Below are 18,929 nucleotides of genomic sequence, written 5' to 3'. Positions count from 1 at the left end.
GCGGTAATATTATTTTTCTGCTGGTGATGACCCTGCTGGTGCTGCAATTGATTCAGCATTACTTTTTTTCCGGCGCGCAATAGCCGGCAGAAAGCTATAAGGGAAAATGTGTGAGTGAACATCGCTGCGACTGGTGCCTGTCCACACCGCTTTACCGGCAGTATCACGACGAGGAGTGGGGCCGCCCTGTCACCAACGATGACAAGTTGTTCGAGTTCCTGATTCTCGAGGGGGCCCAGGCGGGGCTGTCTTGGATCACGGTGTTGAACAAGCGGGAAAATTACCGGCGCCTGTTTGACGACTTCCACGCGGAAAAGATCGCCCGCTACACCCCGGCCAAGATCGAGCGGCTGTTGCAGGATGCGGGCATTATCCGCAATCGCCGCAAGGTCGAAGCCGCGGTCAAGAATGCGCGTGCCTATCTGGCCCTGCGTGAGCGCGGGGAGACACTGTCCGACTTCCTCTGGCAGTTCACCGACGGCCGGGTGATCGTCAATCATCCGCACACCATGGCCGATATCCCGGCCACCACCCCGGAATCGGATGCCATGAGCAAGGCGCTCAAGAAAGCCGGTTTCAGTTTCGTTGGCTCCACCATCATGTACGCCCATATGCAGGCGACCGGTATGGTCAACGACCACCTGGTGACCTGCCCGGCCCATCAGCCCTGTATCGAAGAGGCGCGGGCAAAAAACCTCCTCTGAGCCGCTGGCACTACGCGGCAGATGGCGTATGCTGCGAGGCTTACGTCGATCTAAAAAGGAGGGGTTTTCATGGATCTGCAACAGCTCACCGAAGAATACTGGCCGCTGATCATCAGCGGTGCCCTGAAGCTTGGCAGCGCCCTGCTGATTCTCATTCTGACCTATATCGCCGCACGTCTGGCCCGGAGGGGTGTGCGGCGGCTGTCAGGTCGTCTGGATGAGACCCTGATCCCGGTGCTGAGCAACATGGTGGTCTGGGCAGTGTACGCGATCGGCGTGCTGGTGATTCTCGACCGCTTCGGCGTTAACACCACCAGCCTGGTCGCCCTGGTCGGTGCGGCCGGTATCGCCATAGGCCTTGCGCTCAAGGATACCCTGCAGAATATCGCCGCCGGTTTTATTCTCCTCGGCCTGCGCCCGTTCCGCGTCGGCGACACCATTCAGTTCGGGGATACCATGGGTACCGTGCGTGAGGTTGGCCTGTTCACTACCCGGCTCGATACGCCGGATGGGCTCTGTATTTCTGCCCCCAACAGCAATGTCTGGGGTCAGAACCTGATTAATTACACCCGCAACTCGACACGCCGCATCGAGATCATCGCCAGCATTGCCTACCGCGATGACATCGAGAAGGGCATGGCGGTGCTGCGCCAGCTGGTGGCCGATGAGCCGCGCATCCTTCCCGAGCCCGAGCCCAGCTTTGCGGTGCGCGCGCTGGCGGACAGCTCGGTGAACCTGCACATGCGCGCCTGGGCACGCACAGAGGAATACTGGGATGTCTACTGGTCGCTGATGAAGCAGCTGAAGCCGGCACTGGAACGCGAGGGGCTCAGTATTCCCTTCCCGCAGCGGGAGCTGCACATCATCAACCAGGTGGCTGAAAAGCCCCAAGAGAAAGCCCTGCATGAATGAGTTGTTCGCCGTGGCCCCGCTGAGCTGGCCCGGCATCCTCACCGCCATGGTCTGTGCCGGGGCCGTCGGCCTCGAACGCCAGTTGCGGGGCAAGCCCGTGGGTATCCGTACCTCCATACTGATCGTGCTGGGTACCTATGCCTTTACCGCGCTCGCCGTCTCAATCGGCGGCAGCGCGGACCGGGCCCGGGTGCTGGGGCAGGTGATTACCGGCATTGGTTTTCTCGGCGCCGGCGTCATGCTGGCCCGGGATGGCGTGGTAGTGGGTGTGACCTCCGCAGCCACCATCTGGGTGCAGGCGGCGATCGGTACCCTGATCGGCTTCGGCGCGCTGGGTACGGCCGTGGTACTGGCAGGGCTGGTGATCTTCGTACTGCTCGGGGTCGATCTGCTCGAGAACTACTCCTCCCTGATGACCCGCGGGGTGCACGCACGCTACAAGCGCTGGCGACGACGGCGGACGCTCGTTCCCGAGGGGGATCCCAGCGAGAGCTGATCCCGCCGAGGGCTCGCTTCGGCGCAGAAGCCGATGGCCCCGGGGCGCTGGAATCGACTCCTCCGCGGTTTCGTGTCAAAGTAAGCGCCGTTTTTCTGTGCATATTTTGAACGAGGCACCAAGATGCGAACCAAGCTGCATAGCCCATTTATCCCCAGCCTGCTGGCTCTGGCCATCCTGAGCGGATGCCAGGGTGAAGATCCGAACCAGGCTGCCGATGCTGCGCAACAGGCGCAGAGCGCCCAGGTTTCCGAAGCCGCTGCGCCGGCGAAGGATCAGGCCACCAACCCCGCCGCGGAGACGGCGCGTCTGACCGAATGGTTTAACGACCGCTATGAGGAGCAGCTGCAGTTCAGCCCGATCCAGCTCAGTTACCTGGGCCGCAAGGATCAGTACGACCAGATCGATGACATGAGCGAAGAGGCTCAGGCTCGCGAGCTGGCCTGGCATGCCAAGACTGTCGAAGACCTGAAAAAGAACTTCGACTACGACAACCTCACCAAGGCTGGCAAGGAATCCTACGACCTGTGGATCTTCCAGTATGAGCAGGCCAAGGCGGCCGAGCCGTTCAAGCGCCACTCCTACTTTGCCGGCGAGCTGGGCGGGCCGGAGGCTTCCCTGCCGAACTTCCTGATCAATATCCACAAGGTGGAAACCAAGGAAGACATGCAGGCCTATATCGCCCGGATCGAAGGTATCAGCCGCGCCATGGGCCAGATGCTTGAACGCGCCCAGCTGTCTGCCAAAGACGGTATTCGTCCGCCGCGCTTCGCCTACGACCTGGCCATCGAGCGCGCGCAGAAGGTCACCACCGGCGCACCGTTCGGCGGTGAGGGTGAGGCTCCGCTTTACTCCGACGCCAAGGGCAAGATCGAAGCGCTGAAGAAAGACGGCAACATCGACGACGAAACTGCCGCGGAGATGCTGGCCCAGGTGGAGAAGAGCCTGAAGGAAAACTTCAAGCCGGTTTACGACCAGTACGTTGCCTGGCTGCAGGAAGATCGCGAGAACGCCAGCGAGGAGCCGAAGGGCGCCTCCAGCCTGCCGAACGGTGAGGCCTTCTACAACAACCGCCTGGCGAACTACACCACCACCGATCTGACTGCCGATCAGGTGCACGAGATCGGCCTGCTGGAAGTGGCCCGTATCCGCAAGGAAATGGAGGCTATCAAGGAGCAGGTAGGTTTTGACGGCAACCTGCAGGAATTCTTCACCTTCATCCGCAATGACGACCAGTTCTACTACCCGAACACCGATGAAGGGCGTGAGGGCTACTTGGCCGAGACACGCGGTTTCCTCGACGATATCGAGAAAAAACTGCCGGAGTACTTCGGTATCCTGCCGAAAGCCAAGCTGGTGGTGAAGCGCGTTGAGCCGTTCCGCGAAGTGCCCGGTGGTGCCCAGCACTACCAGTCCGGTACTCCCGATGGCTCCCGTCCTGGCACCTACTACGTGCACATGTCTGACATGAGCGCCCTGTCGACCACCGACATGGAAACCGTGACTTATCACGAGGGCAGCCCCGGTCACCATATGCAGATCTCCATCGCCCAGGAGCTGGAGGGCATTCCGCAGTTCCGTACCCAGGCGCACTTCACCCCTTACATCGAGGGCTGGGCGCTCTACTCCGAACTGCTTTCCAAGGAGATGGGCCAGTTTGAAGATCCCTACAAGGACTTCGGCCGTCTGACCGCGGAAATGTGGCGCGCCATCCGCCTGGTGGTGGATACCGGCATGCACGCCAAGGGCTGGACCCAGGACCAGGCAGTGGAATACTTCCTGGAAAATTCCGCCATTCCCGAGAGCGCCGTACGCTCCGAGGTGCGCCGCTACCTGACCCTGCCGGGCCAGGCTACCTCTTACAAGATCGGCATGCTGAAGATCCTCGAGCTGCGTGAAAAAGCCAAGCAGGAGCTCGGCGACAAGTTCGATATCCGTGGCTTCCACGACACCGTTCTCGGCGGAGGCGCCCTGCCGCTGCCGATGCTGGAAGAGCGGATCAACCGTTGGATCGAAGAGGTCCAGCAGGGCTGATCGAAGACACGCATCTCTGCGTAACCAAAGCCGGGCATGTGCCCGGCTTTTTTGTGCCTGCTTAAAAGGCACACGTTTTGTGTTTTGGCCTGTGGCCTATTAGCATCCGGGGCAGCATTAACTCTGCAGTGAAGGAGATCTGATTCATGAACCGATTGGCCAAATTCCTCAGCCGCTCTCTGGCGGTGCTGGCGCTTGTCGGCGGCACTGCGGCGATGGCCGCAGAGGTGGTGGAAGAGCGTATCGATACCGACAAGCAGGATTTCCGCATCGTGCGCCTCGCGTCAGGCCTCCATCACCCCTGGGCGGTGGCACAGCTGCCCGACGGTCGCTTTCTCGTGACTGAGCGCCGCGGCCGCCTGGCGTTGGTCGACGATGGCCAGGTCACCTATCTGGAGGGTGTACCGGAAGTGTCCGCCATTGGCCAGGGTGGTCTGCTCGATGTGGTGCTGCACCCGCAGTACGGCGATGGCCAGCACGACTGGATTTACTTTACCTACTCCAAGGCCGGTCAATCGAAGAGCGGCGACAAGGGCACCGCCACCGCCATGGGGCGCGCGCGGCTGAAGGGTAATGCCCTCACCGGCTTCGAAGAGCTGTTCGTGCAGGACCGCTTCTCCCAGCCCGGCCGTCACTATGGCTCCCGCCTTGCCTGGCGCGAAGATGGCACCCTGATGATGACCATTGGTGACCGCGGCGTGGTGCGCGAGCGCGCTCAGGACATCGAGGACCACGCCGGCAGCGTGCTGCGGCTCACCGAGACCGGCGGCGCACCGGCGGACAACCCTTTTGCCGGCGACAAGCCCGGGCTGGACGAGATCTACAGTTTCGGCAACCGCAATATCCAGGGCCTGGTGGTGACGGATCAAGACCAGGTGTGGGGTAGTGAACACGCCGCCCGTGGTGGTGACGAGCTGAACCTGATCGAGGCCGGCAAAAATTACGGCTGGCCCAAGGCGACCCGCTCGAAGGAGTACAGCCGCGACGAGGCCATCGGGGTGCCGTCAGTGCCGGGTGTGCAGAACCCCCGGCACTTCTACGAAGGCCGCTTTGCTCCTTCCGGGTTGGCCCAGGTGGACAGCCGCCTCTTCCCAGAGTGGCAGGGCAACCTGCTGGCCGGTGGTCTTGGCAGCGAAAAGCTCCTGCGAATCATCCTTGATGGCAGTGACGTGAAAGGTACCGAAGTGCTGCTCGACGGACAGATCGGCCGCATCCGCGATGTGCGCCAGGGTCGCGATGGCTATATCTACCTGCTCAATGATCAGGGTGACGCCGGGCTCTACCGTCTGGAGCCAGTCAAATAACCTGTGTATCCAGTCAGGTAATCTTCACAACAGGCCGGTATCCCCGGCCTGTTTGCTTTAAGGTTGAGGCTATCCTGAAGCGAGGAATGATCCTCTTCGGCTGAACGCCGTCTCTCCCTGTGGAGAACTAACCGCTGCATAGGTACAGGAAAGTACCCGATGAAGAAATACCGACTGGAGGCATTCAGTGACGGCGTCATTGCAATCCTCATCACCATCATGGTGTTGAACATGGAGGTGCCGCGCGGTATCAGTGTCGACAAGTTAGTGCCCGTAATACCGGTCTTTCTCACTTATGTGCTGAGTTTTATCTACTTGGCGATTTACTGGAGTAATCATCACCATCTCTTCGAAGCTGCGGCCACGATCAACCGGCCGATTCTCTGGGCCAACCTGAACCTGCTCTTCTGGCTTTCGCTGATCCCCTTTGCCACCGGTTGGATGGGGGAAAACCACTTTGCGCCCGGTCCGGCTGCTCTTTATGGTCTGGTACTATTATTCGCGGCCATGTCCTACTGGGGGCTGCGCCAACTGGTGCTGGCCTCTCTGGCGTCTCAGGCTCGCCTGCATCACCCGGTCGGCCGCAACTGGAAAGGCTGGCTCGCGACTGTGCTTTATTTGCCGGCGATTGTGCTGGCGTTTCTGTGGGAGTGGGTTTCACTGGCACTTTACGTGTTGACTGCGCTGCTATGGCTGATTCCGGATCGACGGCTGCAACAGGCGCTGGTCGATCGGAAGTCAGGTTGATGCAATGGCGACTTAAAACGATTTTTTACCGGGGAATTCATATGCAAACATTGAGACTGATGACCTTCTTTCTGGTGAGTTTGCTGGCGCTGCCGGTCGCAGTCGTGGCAGAGGCAAAATCTACCGAGATTGTCGTGCGCGCCAAATCCAAGGATGCCAAGTTCATCGGCACCTCCATGGGAGGGGCCATGGTCAGGATTCGCGATGCGGAGAGTGGTGAGATTCTCGCTCAGGGGTTGACCGAGGGCAGCACCGGCAATACCGACCTGATCATGAAAGAACCCCATCGTCGCCACCAGTCCATTGCCGAGGGGGCGGCGGCGTTCCGCACCACGCTGGACCTCAGCGAGCCGGTATTTGTGACAGTTGAGGTGCTCGCCCCCTATATCAAGAAGCAGGCCCGTGTCGCTGCACAGACACAGGTGTGGCTGGTACCGGGCAAGCACCTGAACGGTGAGGGCCTGGTGGTGGAGATTCCCGGGCTGGTGGTGGATGTGCTGAGCCCGCAGACACATCGCTACACGGAACTGTCGGATGCGCCATTCGAGATCCGCGCCAATGTGGTGATGATGTGCGGCTGTCCGATCAGCGATGGTGGCATCTGGGACGGCAGCAAGATGGAAGTCGCGGCACTGGTGAAAAAAGACGGGCACGAATTTGCCACCATTCCCCTGTCACTGACTGATACCAATACCTTTGTCGGTGAGCTGAAACCCAAAAGCCCCGGTGTCTACCAGGTGCTGGTATACGCTCACGATCCACGCACAGCTAATACCGGAGTCGATCGGGTCAGCTTTATCGTGAAGTAATCCATCCAGGAAGTGGTTTGGTGGCGCGAGTAAAAAGCCGCTGCCGCTGGGCTGGCTAACCGGCCGGATGAGAGTGCGCTAGGAAAGCCCTGCAGGGAGGTGGCTGGCGATGAAAAAAGGGAATACCGAAGCCCTGATCCGCTCGCATCGGCGGGAGCATATCGCCCGTCGACTGCGTCAGCCGCCGCCCTCGCAGAATACCTCGGATTTCGTTCTCGGGGCCATCGATGGCTGCGTCACCACCTTTGCCATCGTCGCCGGCGGTTTCGGCGCCGGTATGTCTGCGGCGGTGATCCTGATCATGGGGCTCGCCAACCTGATCGCCGATGGCTTCAGCATGGCTGTCAGTAACTATGAGGCGGTCAACGCCCAGCGTGAATTTGTCGATACTGCCAGGCGCACAGAGGAAGAGCATATTACCAAGGTGCCGGAAGGAGAGCGAGAGGAGATAAGACAGATTTTTTCACGCAAAGGTTTCCATGGTGAGACGCTGGAAAAGATCGTCAGCACGATTACTGGCAACCGCAAGCTGTGGATAGAAACCATGCTCAACGAGGAGTATGGGATCGGTCAGGCGGAGGGCAATCCGCTGCGTTCCGCTCTGGTGACTTTTTCCGCTTTCGTTCTGATTGGGGCCGCACCACTAGCTCCGTATCTATTCCCAGCTATGCAGCTCGGAAGTCAGTTTCTGCTCAGCACTACCCTTGCCGGTCTGATGTTTTTCCTCATCGGTATGGGTAAAACAGTGGGTAGTGAGCGCAGCGCTCTGTTCTCTGGTCTGAAAACATTACTGTTAGGCGGTGCCGCGGCGACGCTTGCCTACATCACCGGCTGGCTGTTGCGATCGCTACTGACAGGCTGAACTGCCCCAAAATGCTGCGATTGGAAATGCAACTTTGTCACCTACTATCTACGGAATAGAGCTTCCGAAGTTGCTATTACGTTAATACTTATTGACCTATTAAAAGCGTCGATACGAGCTGTTGCCCTTACCGGATTACTGAGATCGATAGCATTTTGTAAAAATCCCGTTGTGTTCACATTTTTATTTTTTCCGAAACTGGATCGTGATCTGCCCAGAATCTAGTGCCGTACTTTCGAAGCACTAATCATCAACAGAGGGATGTGATCATGTTCAGCAAAAAGAAGTTGTTCTGTGCCATTGCGGGTTCTGTTTTTGCCGCTTCTGCCTCGGCAGAGGGCATTTATGTGAGCGGTAATATCGGCTACAGCAACATGGACGATACCGACACCAGCGGCAGCTTTAGCAGTGAATTCGTCACCGGCCCGGGTACCACGATCCCCGCCGGTGTCGCCCTGCCCGCCGGGACCAATGTGGGTTGGGATACCAAAGTCGACAGTGGTTCTACCTTCAGCCTGGCGCTTGGTTACGAGATCAACCAGTTCCGCCTCGAAGCCGAATACGCCAGCTCCCAGAACGACGTCGAGTCTCACGATAGCGTGAGCGCGGCCGGTATCGATCTGACCGGTGAGGATGCCGGCGTCCTGGTCAGCGGTGCGCCAGGCAACCTGGGTATCAGTGTGGGCGACCTGGTAGCCGCGGGTGAGGGGGAGTTCGACGCCGACTACCTGTTCGCCAACGTTTACTACGACTTCGATCTGGGTACCGCGCTGACTCCTTATGTTGGCGCCGGTATCGGTAACGCATCTGTGGACGTCAGCTACAGTCCCTCTGGCGTCACCATCATTGACGACGATGACAGTGTATTTGCCTACCAGCTGATGGGTGGCGTCAACTACGATCTGAGCGAGCAGCTGAGCTTGTTCGGTGGTCTGCGCTGGCGCCAGACCGACGACATCCAGGTAGATGCAGACCTGTTCGATGCCGGATTCGAAGTACAGATGGACAGCTTTGTTGCCGAAATCGGCACCCGCTGGATGTTCTGATTCCATCGTCCGGATTTTGGCAGGGCCGCCCAGGGATGGGCGGCCCTTTCCTCCTTTCACCTCTCTGAAAATCCCCCCTGATTTTCCGTTCCCAAATCCCTGTCGGTGGTATTGCTTGCCCCAGCCCAATCAATCACCTGCCAGAAACAGAAAACCTGCGCCTATTTACCTCCGAGTGCCAAGGGCAAAGATCTATCGTTAAGAAGAGACCGTACGGATCTCTGTCCAAACCAACCAACAGGAAGTGATTATGTTGCGTAAAAGGATTCTCTTGACGGCGATTGCAGCCAGTGTTCTGTCTTTCGGCGCTCATGCGGACGGGCTATATGTCGGCGGTTCTCTCAGCTACAACGATATGGATGACGTGGATACCGACGGTCGCTTTACCAGTGACTTCATTACCGGTGGACCGGTGAGTGTTTTGATTGAATCCGGCACGCGGGTGCGCTGGAGCACGGATGTGGATAGCGGCTGGGGCGTGAATCTGGCGCTGGGCTATCGGGTTGATGGCTTCCGTTTCGAAGTGGAATACGCCTATGCAGAGCACGATGTGGACTCCCACGATAATGTGCGGATTGCCGGTGTCGGCAATATCGATGATCTGGATGCGTCAGTACTGATCGAGGGACTCGATACTGAGTTGGGTGTGACCGTCGGTGAAGTGGTCGGTGATGGCAAGGGGGAGTTCAGTACCGATTACCTGTTCGTCAACGCCTTTTACGACTGGGATACCGGTACTCAGTGGCAGCCGTATATCGGTGTCGGCGCAGGTAATGCCTGGGTGGATGTGGACTACAACCCCTCCAATGTGCGCATCATCGATGACGACGACAGTGTATTCGCCTGGCAGTTGATGGGCGGAATCAATTATCTCTGCAGTGACCAGCTGACGTTTTTCGGTGGCCTGCGCTGGCGGGAAACCGACGACGTGGAAGTGGATGCCACTCTGCTACCGGCGGACTTCGATATGAAAACCGAGAGCTGGCTTTTGGAAGGTGGGGTGCGCTGGCACTTCTGACGTCTGCGACGCCTAGCTTGAGGATAGGGCGCGGCTCTCGATGGGCCGCGCTTTTTGTTTTGGGTTCAGACAGCGACGACGCGATTGCGGCCATGGTGCTTGGCGCGGTACATCCGCTCATCCGCCTCGGCTAGCAGCTCGCCGTGGGTGTCATCGTGGGCGCCACCCTCCGCGACGCCGAAGCTGATGGAAACTTTCACCCGCTCTTCATAGGTGTCGCTGAGCGCCTCGACTCTTTGTCGCAATTTCTCCGCCAGGATCCCGCCACCGTCAAGGTCGGTATTGGGCAACAGGATCAGGAACTCCTCGCCACCCCAGCGGGAGACAATGTCGCCCACGCGGGTATTTTCCTGCAGAACCTGCGCCACATCCCGCAGGACCCGGTCGCCAAAGCTGTGCCCGTATTCGTCATTGATGGCTTTGAAATTGTCCAGATCGCCGATCAGCACGGTATAGCGACCATGCATTTGATGGTCTCGCCGCTCCAGCTCGTTGATGGCGCGGTAGGCCTCGCGGCGGTTGACCAGCCCGGTCAGTGCATCGGTACTGGCGCGGGCCTCGAGCTCCTCGGTCAGGTGGTGGAGCAGCTGCTGGGTCTGGTGACGGCTGCTATCCAGCAGGGCTGTCAGTGCGGTGAGGGCACCGAAGACTGCCAGGAAGCGCGCCCGGTAAGAGGTGTCGTATTCGGCGGTGAGGCCGGGGAATTCCGGATAGAAGAGGATCAATGCAGTCGCGCCGCCAATGGCCAGCAGCGTGGCGGTCCCGGTGCGGTATCCGTAGAGGTTGATAAAGCCGGGCACCAGGGTGACTGCCCACATCAATCCGGTATTTTTCACCCCACCCGACAGGAGCAGGTAGAAATACAGCACCACCAGCAACAGGCCAACCAGAACCGGCGTCTTGCCGCTCTGGCCCAGCAGGTTGATGGCCACATAGGCACCCAGAATGATGCCGGCGATACCAAACAGTACGCCGGACATCACCATCTCGCCGTCGGTGAGCGCCATCACCGCCATGGCGCCGGTAATGGCCATGGCAAAGATGAGCATATAACCCGAAGCCAGAATGCGACGACGCAGCTCGATCTTCCGCGCCTGCTCAACCGGGCTGGGCAGATCGTAGGCGTCGCTGGGTAAGCCTGAATTCATGAAAGTCCCTGTTCAAGCTGGGCCTGTCTAACCCTCTGGCCCGTTCCGCCCTGCCCGGCGGCGCATTTTTATTGGAAGTGGCAGCGGCCCGGCGGCCGGTCTGGAAGTAATTCCCCAGTATAAGGGGATAAGCGGCGGCACCAAAAGGCGCGCGCTATAGTTTCAGCTGGGATGGCGAGGGAATTGGCAGGTGGTGACAGTGATCAAGCTGACAAGTGGTGACATCCTGACATTCCGCGCCGGCGCACTGGTCTGCCCTGCACACAAGCACCTGATTCGTGGTCGCGGACTTTCGGCGCAAATTTTTGATCGTGGTGGCGAGGCGCTGGAGGCTGCCTGTGCCGGGCAACTCGAGTGTGCGGTGGGGGAGGCCCGCCTGACCCGCGCCTATGGTCTGCCGGTCACCTATCTGATTCATACCGTCACCCCCCAGTGGAGCAGCGGCGATCAGTGGGGCGCTCGGGCACTGGCGCAGCTTGGCCAGTGCTATGAAAGTGTGCTCGACCTGGCGGCCTCAAAAGGCATTCGTACCGTGCTCTTTCCCGCGCTGGGGGCCGGCACCAATCGTTTCCCCCACAGCATTGCCTCGCATCGGGCGCTGGAAGTACTGGTGCCCAGGGGGCAAGACTTCGAACAGCTCACCGTGTGCCTGCACACGCCGGCCGCACTGGCGGAATGGCGGCGAGTTGAGCGGCAGTTTTATTCCTGACGGGTTTCGGGAGAGGGGTTGGGTGATTGCGATCCCGGTGTGGGCCAAGTATTCGAATGGAAACCGTGTTGCCGGCATGGATACTTCGAATTCATCGGCAGCGCGGGCCGCTTAGCGTGACAGGTTTTCGAATCCTCTGGTGAAGTGACGTGAAGGCTGCTGCACTCTTGCACTATGGGGGAACCATGCCCCCGACCGCTGCAGCCTGCGGGTGGCAGATCTTGCAGACATAAAAAAAGGCGGGCACAAGGCCCGCCTTTTTATTTACACGAAGAAGCGCTTACTTCTTCGCGCGCTTGCGCATATTTTCCTGCAGGATCTTCTTGCGCAGGCGGATGTGATTCGGGGTCACTTCCACCAGTTCATCGTCCTCGATGAACTCCAGTGCCTGCTCAAGGGTGTGGCGCACCGGCGGCGTCAGGGTCAGCGCTTCGTCAGTGCCGGCGGCGCGGACGTTGGTCAGCTGCTTGGCCTTGGTGGGGTTAACCACCAGGTCGTTGTCGCGGGAATGCAGGCCGACAATCTGACCCTCGTAGATTTCCTCACCGTGGCCCAGGAACAGGCGGCCGCGGTCCTGCAGCGCGTACAGTGCGTAGGCCAGGGTCTTGCCCTTCACCATGGATACCAGCACGCCATTGATACGGCTGGTGACATCACCTTCTTTTACCGGACCGTAGTGGTCGAAGATGCTGGTCATGATGCCGGAGCCGCTGGTCAGGGTCAGGAACTGGTTGCGGAAACCGATCATGCCCCGGGACGGTACGATGAAGGTCAGGCGCACACGGCCCTTGCCGTCCGGTTCCATATTAGTGAGTTCCGCCTTGCGCAGGCCCAGCTCTTCCATGATGGAGCCCTGATGCTGGTCTTCGACGTCGATGACCACCTGCTCGTAGGGCTCCTGAATTTCACCATCCACTTCGCGCTGTACGACTTCCGGGCGGGATACGCCCAGTTCGAAACCTTCGCGACGCATGGTTTCGATCAAAACGGACAGATGCAGTTCGCCTCGGCCGGAAACCTTGAACTTATCCGGAGAATCCCCCTGCTCCACTCGCAGTGCCACGTTGTGGATCAGCTCCTGATCCAGGCGCTCCCTGATGTTGCGGGAGGTCACAAACTTGCCATCCTGGCCCGCAAACGGAGAGTCGTTGACCTGGAAGGTCATGCTCACGGTGGGCTCGTCCACGGTCAGGGCGGGCAGAGCTTCCGGCTGCTCCGGGTCGCACAGGGTGTCGGAAATGTTCAGTTCACCCACACCGGTGATACAGACGATGTCGCCGGCGCTGGCCTGTTCCACTTCCACGCGCTCCAGGCCCAGGTAACCCATGACCTGCAGCACTTTTGCCTTGCGGGAATTGCCTTCGCGGTCCAGAACGACCACCTGCTGGTTCGGCTTCAGTGTGCCGCGGGTGATGCGGCCGACGCCGATCACGCCGACGTAGCTGTTGTAGTCCAGTGCGGAGATCTGCATCTGGAACGGACCGTTCTGATCGACCTTGGGCGGCTCAACCTTGTCCACGATCATCTGGAACAGTGGCGTCATGTCCTCTGCCATGTCGGTGTCGTCCAGGCCCGCAATACCGTTCAGGGCGGAGGCATAGACCACCGGGAAGTCCAGCTGCTCGTCGGTAGCGCCGAGGCTGTCGAACAGGTCGAATACCTGGTCCATCACCCAGTCGGGACGCGCGCCCGGGCGGTCGATCTTGTTGATCACCACGATCGGGTTCAGGCCCTGCTCGAAGGCCTTCTGGGTCACGAATCGGGTCTGTGGCATGGGGCCGTCTACCGCGTCAACCAGCAGCAGCACGCTGTCGACCATGGACAGCACGCGCTCCACCTCACCGCCAAAGTCGGCATGTCCGGGGGTGTCGACGATGTTGATACGGTAGTCGTGCCAGCGGATGGCGGTGTTCTTGGCCAGGATGGTGATGCCGCGCTCACGCTCCTGATCGTTGGAGTCCATCACGCGCTCCGCGTCGGCGTCGCGGCGGTCCAGGGTGCCGGACTGGGACAGCAGCTTGTCCACCAGGGTGGTCTTGCCGTGGTCTACGTGGGCGATGATCGCAATATTGCGCAGGTTATCAATCACAGTGAACCTCTGAGGGGGTAGTGCACGCAGTCTGCTGACTGGCGAGTCAAGTCAATCGGGGCGGGGCTGACGGGCAGCGGTAGTCCGGCCAAAGGCGGCGATTATAGTGGCCAAGCGTGACAATTGGGAGCAAAAATTGAACAAAAAAACGACAGTTACCCCGCTTTTTTCGGTTAGGGGAAGAATCCCTGCCCCAAGGGGAACGAAAAAACAGGGCAGGGGCACATAGAGCCAAAGCTGTTGCGCTGAGCGCCTACAGGAGGAAACAGTGTGCTGGGTAGCGGGAGAATCCTCGTCGCTGACACAAGCCGCGACATCCCGCATGCCCTCCGCTCCGGCTTTATGCGATGCGCGGCCTGATCCTTTCCAGCCCTGTCAGTACTGGGGGTGACCACGCCGGGTGCCTCCGGTGACCGGCCGCCATCCTGGTCATCGGCCTGACCTCTGCAAAAGAAGCTTCTACTCAGCCTGTTGTGTGCAGCGGTTTTTGGGTGTGCGATGATTTCAGCATTCAAGTTTGTGTGTCGGTGGGACGGCAATATGAAGCGCTTTGCATTGATCCTCGGTACGTTCATGGCAGTTGTCTGGCTCGCCGACAGGGCACTGCTGCCGCAGCAGGGCTATCAACCGGAGGCGTTGCAGGGCGTGGAAGTGAAGCCGGAGAGCTTGTGCTATTTTCCTGACAATTACGTACAGAGCCGTGAACGGTTTCGACAGCTGCATACGCTGGCACCACCGCGCTATCGGGTACAGGAGGGGCTATTCAAGGTGCCCTCCGCCGATGAGGACCTGACTGTGGACTGGTTGCATCTCCGTAGCGATGCACCGCGGCTGGTGGTGTTGGTGAGTGGCGTGCACGGTATGGAGGCGCCAACCGGCGCAGCAATGCAGCAGCTGTTTGTGGATATGTTGCGGGCTGGTCAGCTGCCGGGAGACTTTGATGTACTGATGCTGCATGCGCTTAATCCATATGGTTTCAAATATGGTCGACGAGCTACAGAAAACAATGTCGACCTGAATCGCAACCTGGATACAAACGCCGCTTTGTTTGGGAGTGACAATCAGGGCTACAGGCGGTTGCGGGATTTTCTTTTGCCGCAAACCCCGGTGAATTTAGGTCAGTGGGAAAACCGGTTCTTTGCCGAGCGCCTGTCACTGCAGCTGTTACACGATAGCCGTGATGCCATTCAGGAAGCGGCACTCAGCGGGCAATATCAGTACCCGCAGGGGTTTTACTACGGTGGTGACAGCTTTGAGCCACAGCAGGCATTTTTACAGCAACTTCTCACCGATAAGGCGGCGCCCTACCAGAGCATTCTGTTTATCGATTTGCATACCGGCTTTGGCACGCGGGGCGAAACCCATTTCTATCCAGGCAATCCCGCCACAGAGCAGATCAAGCGCGATATGGCGTGGGTTTTCCAGGACTACGAGATGGTGTGGCCTTCCAAAGCGTCCGGGTTTTTCCCGATTCGGGGCGATCTGGTTGGCTTCGCGGGGAAGCTGCTGGCGGCGGAAAAGCGCTTTGTGCCGATTATTCTGGAGTTCGGCACCATGGATAGCCTCGCGACCAAAGGTGGGGTGGAGTCACTGCATCGGACAATGCTGGAAAACCAGGGTCACTTCCACGGCTTCCAGTCGGCGCAGGACCGCGCCGAAGTACAGCGCCGCTATCAGGAAATGTTTTACCCGTCATCAGGCCGCTGGCGCAGCACGATTGTCAGGGACATGATCCGTATCTACCCTCAGGTCCTTGAACGTTTCCAGCAGCTAGATGGCGTGAGGCTCGAAACCGGGCATCTCAATACCACCGCAATGGATTCGGGCCATTAGGCCTGCGGTATTCCGGTGTCGGAAGCATCAGGGGGTGTTGGGCCAGCTGAGGGTGGCGCGTGTTCCGCCGAGCGTTGGTGAGCGATCCAGCTTGAGGTCGCCGTCATGCCACATCATGACTTTTTTTACGATGTAGAGTCCGAGCCCGTAGCCCTGCTCGTCTGTAGCGGAGCGCGTAAAGGCATCCGTTAGCTCCAGGGCATCGCCGGCCAGGCCGGGGCCATTGTCGTCGACGGTCAGCGTGCAGCAGTCTGCACTAGAGTCGAACCGTACGTCGACCCGATTGTGGGCATACTTGCGGGCATTGGTCACCAGGTTGTGAATGGCAATCGCCAGTGCCTCAGGCTCGAACCAGGCGGCGCCGTCTGGAAAGTAGTAGCCGACTTCCAGCTCCGGGCAGTGGTTTTCAAGCGTCGAGGCCAGCTGATCGAAAAAGTCTTCCAGGCAGACCTGTTTGCGGGCGATAAACTCCTCGTGAAGTTCGAGGCGGGAGAAATTCAGGTATTTATCCACCAGCTGTTCCACGTCACCGACCGCCTTTGCAATGACCTGGTCGCTCTCCGTCTTTGCTTCATTGAGCGCCAGCTGAAATTTCACCCGGGCCAGGGGGGTGCGGATCTCATGGGCAATAGTGCGGGCCAAATCCTGGTTCATCTGGTAGTAGCCGAGCACGATATTGGCCATGCGCCGGAAAGTCTCTGCCAGGGGATAGATGGTGGACCGGCGGCTGGTGGGGTTCGGCATCCGGAAAGGATTTTTGCTGAACCGAATCGCCAGATTTTGCAGGCGGTTGAGGTCGCGGAATATGGGCCAGATCAACAGCATCAGCATCAGCAGAATGCTACTGATAAATAGCAGTCGCCACTGGGTAATGTTCTCGGTTTCCCGTTGGCTAAAGGGCCCGATTTCGAGGATACCTTTTTCGCTCAACCGATAATAACGGATCTGCCGATCATCATCGTCAAGGCCGACGATCGCGCCGGACTCCAGGCGCGTCATCAGTTCTTTCGGAAAGTGGATGGCATCCACCGGGTACCACTGGACCAGCGGTGTATTGTCGCGCTCCAGTGCTTCCGCCAGCTGTGCAGCGCTAATCGTATAGTCCCCGGGGTCGCTGGAATAATACTCGTACAGTGCGCTGATCGCTGAGAACACCACAACCAGGGCCAGCGCCATCATGCCCAGCAGGCGCAGCATCTGACCGCGCATCAGCTGTTGTCTTTTGCTGTGCAGAGGATATAGCCCCGGCCCCGAACGGAGCGTATGGCGACCTCTTGTGTGAAAGTGTCCAGCTTTTTGCGCAGCCTGCTTACTCGCATATCCACTACCCGATCGAGACCGTCAAATTCCCGGCCGACCACGCGTCGAAACAAATACTCACGGCTGAGGAGTTCGGCCGGTTGCTCGGCAAAAATCAGAAGAAGATCAAATTCGTTGGCTGTGAGTTTTAATGGTTCGTCCTCGACAGACGCTTCGCGGTTGGCCAGGTCGATCAGTAGCGGACCGAAGTGAATATCGGTGCTCGTGGGCGCAGGTTTTCGCGTGTTGCGGATATTCGCCTGGATCTTGGCCCAGAGCAGCTCCGGGTCGACGGGCTTGACCAGGTAATCACAGGCACCCAGTTCCAGTCCGCTGACCTGGTCGCGCACGGAGCTGAGTGCACTGATAAAAATCAGCGGGCACGTCAACTGGTGCCGGCACTGTTGAAGTAACTGGAAACCACTGGCGTCGGGCAAGACGACATCTGCCAAAATCAGCTCGTACTCACGGTGGTGCAATGCCTTGAGAAAGTCATTGCCATTACTGGCATGGCTTACAACACAGCCGCGTTCGCCCAGAAAACGACAAATGAGCGCGGCCAGTTGCACATCGTCTTCCAATAAAAGAATACGGTAGCCGGTTGTTGTCACAGCAGCCCCCAACCATAGCGACGTTGGTGGCGCGTGGGGCGGTAGCGTGCGACCTTCAGTGTGGCTGTGGCTACCTCTTTACCACTCGCCTTTTCTGTTACCAGGAACTGGGTATTGGTATCTGCGGTGACATAGACCTGCATTTCATTCAGCGGCTGACTGTCAAAACAGCGCACCAGGCCCTTGCCAGAAATAGTCAGGCAATAGCGTTTATTTTCATCGCCAGAAAACGCGACACTCACTGAGATAGCGCAGTGCTCTTCGCCCTCGTCGATTGCACAGAGGGCTGGTGTCAGGTTCAGTTCGGCAGCATGGATCACGCCGGGAAAGGACAGGGTTGAGCACAGTGCGAATAGTAGTGGGCGGGAGTGTTTCATCGCCCACTACCAATGGAGTACTGGATCCCCGCGAACCAGCTCAGGGTTTCAGGTTTTTCGATGAAGCGCGGAAGCCTGCCGTCCAGGTCAAAGCGGTTGTATCGGGCTGCGAGGCGGAGTTCCAACCGGTTCCCGAGGGGGTAGGCAAAGTGCAGGCGTGCGTATTGATCGGTGACATCGCCGGGAGGAAACGCTAGCGCATAACGGTTGGTGAAAACGCCGGCTTCCTCTTCGCGGAAATGGTAATAATAATTTATCAGGTCCATATCTTTATGGATGGCCCCGATACCGAAACCAAGTGATCCCCCCAGAAGGGGATACTGCTTATCGAGACTCAGGTGTGTCTCATTGCCATGATGCACTCCAGAGATGTCGTGCAGCCAGGAGAAGGATAGGTCTGCCAGTGAGGTTACCAGTGTTCCGCTCGGGCCCGCCATCAGGGAGACTCTACGATCGATTTCGCTCACCTCCGGGGCCTGGAACAGCGGTATAAAAATGGACGCTGAGCCGGGGCCGACCCCGGGCTTTTCCAGCTGGAAATAGAGTCCGTCTTCGTTAGGCTGGGCAATTAAATCAATATAGAAGCGCTCATTCTCAACGAGGCTATAGCCCGCCGTCAGATTGCTGAAAAAGAAACGTTTTCCGTAATAGCTGAAGGATGGCAGCAAAGGCGTTTCGCCATTCTCGCGACCAGCGAGTGGATTTTCTATGATTCCCCGGCCGCTCGCCAAAGACAATTTCCACTGGGACGCACTGATCTCAGCGCCCTGGGTGGTGCTTTGAGCCAGCAGAAATAGCAGTGTTATTAGAATTCTTCTGTACATGGTTAGAGGGATAACATATCTGTTGAAAACTCTTTTAACACAACCGTAACCGAGGGGCGGGAGCGGCAGATCAAAAAGTCACAAACTGTTACAAAATTTCAGGGTGG

Annotated in this window: 18 protein-coding genes; 12 read left to right on the top strand and 6 right to left on the bottom strand. The window is 58.7% G+C overall.

Annotated elements, in window-relative coordinates:
* Positions 1-110 precede the first annotated feature (110 nt).
* The 10 genes from AUP74_RS03675 to AUP74_RS03630 all read left to right on the top strand — a co-directional run bounded on the left by AUP74_RS03675 (position 111) and on the right by AUP74_RS03630 (position 9,932).
* A complete protein-coding gene (locus AUP74_RS03675) occupies positions 111-704 on the top strand; it encodes a DNA-3-methyladenine glycosylase I (protein ID WP_069946375.1) in 594 nt (197 codons plus the stop codon).
* A 69-nt stretch (positions 705-773) separates the two neighbouring features.
* A complete protein-coding gene (locus AUP74_RS03670; protein ID WP_069946374.1) occupies positions 774-1,616 on the top strand; it encodes a mechanosensitive ion channel family protein in 843 nt (280 codons plus the stop codon).
* Positions 1,609-2,112: an MgtC/SapB family protein gene (locus AUP74_RS03665; RefSeq protein WP_069946373.1), complete on the top strand. Its 504-nt coding sequence runs from the start codon at positions 1,609-1,611 to the stop codon at positions 2,110-2,112. The genes AUP74_RS03670 and AUP74_RS03665 overlap by 8 nt, the downstream gene beginning before the upstream one ends.
* Before the next feature lie 123 nt (positions 2,113-2,235).
* Positions 2,236-4,146, top strand: coding sequence for a DUF885 domain-containing protein (locus AUP74_RS03660; RefSeq protein ID WP_069946372.1), 1,911 nt, complete (start codon positions 2,236-2,238; stop codon positions 4,144-4,146).
* Positions 4,147-4,292: 146 nt separating this feature from the next.
* Positions 4,293-5,450, top strand: coding sequence for a PQQ-dependent sugar dehydrogenase (locus AUP74_RS03655; protein WP_069946371.1), 1,158 nt, complete (start codon positions 4,293-4,295; stop codon positions 5,448-5,450).
* 159 nt (positions 5,451-5,609) lie between these two features.
* Positions 5,610-6,197, top strand: coding sequence for a TMEM175 family protein (locus tag AUP74_RS03650; RefSeq protein ID WP_069946370.1), 588 nt, complete (start codon positions 5,610-5,612; stop codon positions 6,195-6,197).
* 41 nt (positions 6,198-6,238) lie between these two features.
* Positions 6,239-7,006, top strand: a complete 768-nt coding sequence (locus tag AUP74_RS03645) for a hypothetical protein (protein WP_226999884.1) — start codon at positions 6,239-6,241, stop codon at positions 7,004-7,006.
* Positions 7,007-7,115: 109 nt separating this feature from the next.
* Entirely contained in the window at positions 7,116-7,868 is a 753-nt protein-coding gene (locus AUP74_RS03640; RefSeq protein ID WP_069946368.1) for a VIT1/CCC1 transporter family protein, read from the top strand.
* Between the two features lie 269 nt (positions 7,869-8,137).
* Positions 8,138-8,914 (top strand): outer membrane beta-barrel protein, encoded by a 777-nt coding sequence (locus AUP74_RS03635; RefSeq protein ID WP_083261090.1) that lies wholly within the window; start codon positions 8,138-8,140, stop codon positions 8,912-8,914.
* 250 nt (positions 8,915-9,164) lie between these two features.
* Positions 9,165-9,932, top strand: coding sequence for an outer membrane beta-barrel protein (locus tag AUP74_RS03630; protein ID WP_069946366.1), 768 nt, complete (start codon positions 9,165-9,167; stop codon positions 9,930-9,932).
* Between the two features lie 65 nt (positions 9,933-9,997).
* On the opposite strand, the gene AUP74_RS03625 is transcribed toward AUP74_RS03630, so the two are convergent.
* The gene (locus AUP74_RS03625) at positions 9,998-11,080 is read right to left on the bottom strand and encodes a GGDEF domain-containing protein (RefSeq protein ID WP_069946365.1); all 1,083 of its coding nucleotides are present in this window, start codon (positions 11,078-11,080) and stop codon (positions 9,998-10,000) included.
* 199 nt (positions 11,081-11,279) lie between these two features.
* On the opposite strand from AUP74_RS03625, the gene AUP74_RS03620 reads away from it, so the two are divergent.
* A complete protein-coding gene (locus AUP74_RS03620; protein WP_069948693.1) occupies positions 11,280-11,789 on the top strand; it encodes a macro domain-containing protein in 510 nt (169 codons plus the stop codon).
* Positions 11,790-12,069: 280 nt separating this feature from the next.
* Here the strand turns inward: AUP74_RS03620 and typA are convergent, their stop codons facing one another.
* A complete protein-coding gene (typA, locus tag AUP74_RS03615; RefSeq protein ID WP_069946364.1) occupies positions 12,070-13,878 on the bottom strand; it encodes a translational GTPase TypA in 1,809 nt (602 codons plus the stop codon).
* 540 nt (positions 13,879-14,418) lie between these two features.
* Here typA and AUP74_RS03610 point away from each other — a divergent pair.
* Positions 14,419-15,711, top strand: coding sequence for a M14 family metallopeptidase (locus AUP74_RS03610; RefSeq protein ID WP_158514534.1), 1,293 nt, complete (start codon positions 14,419-14,421; stop codon positions 15,709-15,711).
* A gap of 27 nt (positions 15,712-15,738) precedes the next feature.
* Here AUP74_RS03610 and AUP74_RS03605 read toward each other — a convergent pair whose 3' ends face one another.
* From AUP74_RS03605 to AUP74_RS03590, 4 genes are read right to left on the bottom strand one after another with little or no spacing between them, the layout of a single operon-like run.
* Positions 15,739-16,920, bottom strand: coding sequence for a sensor histidine kinase (locus AUP74_RS03605; RefSeq protein WP_069946362.1), 1,182 nt, complete (start codon positions 16,918-16,920; stop codon positions 15,739-15,741).
* A complete protein-coding gene (locus AUP74_RS03600) occupies positions 16,920-17,621 on the bottom strand; it encodes a response regulator transcription factor (RefSeq protein ID WP_069946361.1) in 702 nt (233 codons plus the stop codon). Before AUP74_RS03600 ends, AUP74_RS03605 begins: the two co-directional genes overlap by 1 nt.
* Entirely contained in the window at positions 17,618-17,998 is a 381-nt protein-coding gene (locus AUP74_RS03595) for a DUF3019 domain-containing protein (protein WP_069946360.1), read from the bottom strand. The genes AUP74_RS03600 and AUP74_RS03595 overlap by 4 nt, the downstream gene beginning before the upstream one ends.
* A complete protein-coding gene (locus tag AUP74_RS03590; protein ID WP_083260801.1) occupies positions 17,995-18,822 on the bottom strand; it encodes a MipA/OmpV family protein in 828 nt (275 codons plus the stop codon). Before AUP74_RS03590 ends, AUP74_RS03595 begins: the two co-directional genes overlap by 4 nt.
* Between the last annotated feature and the right edge of the window lie 107 nt (positions 18,823-18,929).

Origin of the sequence: Microbulbifer aggregans, from assembly GCF_001750105.1 — a bacterium.
Lineage (GTDB): Bacteria > Pseudomonadota > Gammaproteobacteria > Pseudomonadales > Cellvibrionaceae > Microbulbifer > Microbulbifer aggregans.
This window is presented reverse-complemented; position numbering and strand designations above follow the sequence as displayed.